The following is a 2,680-nucleotide window of genomic DNA, read 5'->3' as shown; positions in this document are numbered from 1 at the left end:
TTATGCCATTGGTATTGGTATCCATGATCGCTGCTGTCGTGAAGCTAGAAAAAGGCGGCTCGCTAGGTAAAATCTCTGGGTTGACGATATCAGTGCTACTCGCCACCACAGCGATCTCGGCAATCATCGGTATTATCGTCACTCAAGCCTTTGGTCTGACTGCTGAAGGGTTGACGGAAGGTGCTCGTGAAACTGCACGTATCGCAGCGCTTGAAACGCGTGTGGATCGAGTAAGCGATCTCACCATTCCTCAAATGCTAGTCAGCTTTATTCCAACCAACCCATTTGCCGATCTCACAGGCTCTCGTTCAACCTCGATTATCGCTGTGGTGATTTTTGGCGTGCTTACGGGCATTGCAGCGCGCAAAGTGATGGCAGAAAAAGAAGAGCTCGAATCGCCGATTCGTACTTTTGTTGAAGCTGCTCAATCCATTGTGATGCGCTTAGTAAAAATGATCATGGCGCTAACGCCTTATGGCATCGCAGCCTTAATGGCGAAGGTGGTTGCAACCTCTAGCGCATCAGACATTCTTAACTTGCTTGGCTTTATCGTCGCTTCGTACGTTGCTATCGCACTTATGTTTGTTGTTCATGGTTTATTGGTTTCATTCGTTGGCGTGAATCCAAAAGAGTACTTCCAGAAAATCTGGCCAGTACTGACGTTCGCTTTCACCTCACGTAGTTCAGCTGCGACCATTCCTCTCAATGTGGAAGCACAAATTAACAAACTGAATGTTCCACCAGCGATCGCTAACCTTTCCGCATCTTTTGGCGCCACCATTGGTCAAAATGGCTGTGCCGGTATCTACCCTGCAATGCTGGCGGTAATGGTTGCGCCAACGGTGGGTATCAACCCAATGGAAATTAATTTCATTCTGTCACTCGTTGCGATGATTGTGATCAGCTCATTCGGTATTGCCGGTGTAGGTGGCGGAGCAACGTTCGCAGCACTGATTGTTCTACCAGCAATGGGGCTGCCAGTGACGATCGCGGCTCTGCTTATCTCAATTGAACCATTGATCGACATGGCACGCACGGCGTTAAACGTTTCGGGAGCAATGACAGCGGGTACCATTACTAGCCGTTTGCTTGGAGATAAATCCAACGAATCGGAGTTAAAGACTCAAAACGTTTAATAGTGAAAATGGCCAACGATTGTCGGCCATTTTTATTGAGACATATTGAGCAACGACTTTCCTTGCTCAATAGCACTAGACAAATTATCTCGTAACTGCGGAAATATCAGTTCTCGAAACCATTTGTGCTCGTTGTCGTTTTGATTTTTGGCATGCCACAAAAGGTAATAATCATGCTCGGGCAAATCAATCGGCAGCGGCTTTACTACTAAGCTGAACCGCTCCACATACATTGCGGCAATATGAGCGGGCGCCACCATGATTGCCTGCGTCAACTTTAAAGACTCCACCGCAGAGAGAAAGGAAGGCACCACAGCAAATACTTTGCGCTTTTTGCCTGTTGGTGACAGCAGAGCATCAACCATTTCCCGCCGCTCTATAATCCCGTTGACCAGAATATGTTTGGCATCAGCCAAGTCTTGCAAACCAAATTCACTGTTGGCTTTCGGGTGCTGGCTGCACATCATGACCACAAACTGATCTTGCCCGAGAGACTTACCATAAATGTTCTCAGGAATGTCTGCCGCCATGGTTGCAACTAGGTCAATCGACGATTCTCCCAACTCATCAAACTGCTCGGTTTGCCATAATCGACATTCAATAGTCGAATTGGGCGATTCTAGCTCCATCTTCGCGCAAATTTGGGGAAGAATGGTCGGCGCTACATAGGCATTGAATCCAATGGTAAATTTGCGTTCAATCTCTTGCGGCTGAATATCCTCTGTGAGATAGAGATCATCGAGCTGCTGGAGTAGCTGAGGAAGTTTGAGCTTTAGGTATTTCGCTCGGTGGGTTAATACCGAACGATTCCCTTCTCGAATTAAAATTGGGTCAGAAAACTCGAGCCTAATCTGCGATAAAGTTTTACTCATCGCCGATTGAGTCACGTTAAGTTGTTTCGCACTCTCGGTTAAGTTCTGAGTTTCCAACACCGAAGCGAGGGCTTTGAGTAACTTATAGTTTCGCATTAGTTGACCCTAAATGTTCACAATCCACCCACCGAAATTACCCTAATATCCGCTAAGAAACAATGAGTTAAAGTATTCACTCCTAAGCCAGAGTTTTAACCTGCTCGCGAGTGAATACTTATACTGCCTTCGGCCTAACTAGAACTCGTAACCAATACCCACGTATGCGCTCATTGACTCGGTCGCGGTATCGTAAGCACCACCCAATTTCCCAGTTAAATGCTCGTTGAATCGGTCACCGATACCAACGGCTATCGCTTCAGCGTCACCGTGGTAGCCTAACGCTGCGGTCACTGCGATATTACCAACGCCGTAAGGGTCAACTAAACCCGCAAATGCTGCTGACTCAGCGTAAGCGCCATCAATATTCTTCGCCATGTTTTCCATATCTTGACGCAACTCGTCGATATCATTGCGGTTTTTCGCTATCGCGGCACTGTTAGTCGCGACATCACGTTGCTCTTGTTCAATCGCTCGATGATTTTGAGCAATTTGTTGATCTTCATTTCGCATAACGCTTTGTTGCTGATTGATCGCTTGACTATTTGCCGACGCGATTTGACTTGTCGCAGCAAT

At 47.0% G+C, this 2,680-nt stretch carries 3 protein-coding genes; 1 reads left to right on the top strand and 2 read right to left on the bottom strand.

The features are described 5' to 3' along the window. Positions 1 to 1,136, top strand: a 1,136-nt coding sequence (locus AC4MRV_RS15895; RefSeq protein WP_491188301.1) for an L-cystine transporter, incomplete at its 5' end; no start/stop codon positions are given. 32 nt (positions 1,137 to 1,168) lie between these two features. Here AC4MRV_RS15895 and AC4MRV_RS15890 read toward each other — a convergent pair. Together AC4MRV_RS15890 and AC4MRV_RS15885 are read right to left on the bottom strand one after the other, a co-directional pair. Then, on the bottom strand, positions 1,169 to 2,104 hold the full coding sequence (locus AC4MRV_RS15890) for a LysR family transcriptional regulator (protein WP_491188300.1): 936 nt from the start codon (positions 2,102 to 2,104) through the stop codon (positions 1,169 to 1,171). 138 nt (positions 2,105 to 2,242) lie between these two features. Continuing rightward, a partial coding sequence (locus AC4MRV_RS15885; protein ID WP_491188299.1) for a YadA C-terminal domain-containing protein occupies positions 2,243 to 2,680 on the bottom strand: 438 nt, incomplete at its 5' end.

The organism is Vibrio sp. (assembly GCF_984391705.1).
This window is presented reverse-complemented; position numbering and strand designations above follow the sequence as displayed.

Bases quoted from the DNA above. Each gene is read 5' to 3' on its own strand.
- AC4MRV_RS15890 (WP_491188300.1), bottom strand. From the start codon at position 2,104: ATGCGAAACTATAAGTTACTCAAAGCCCTCGCTTCGGTGTTGGAAACT.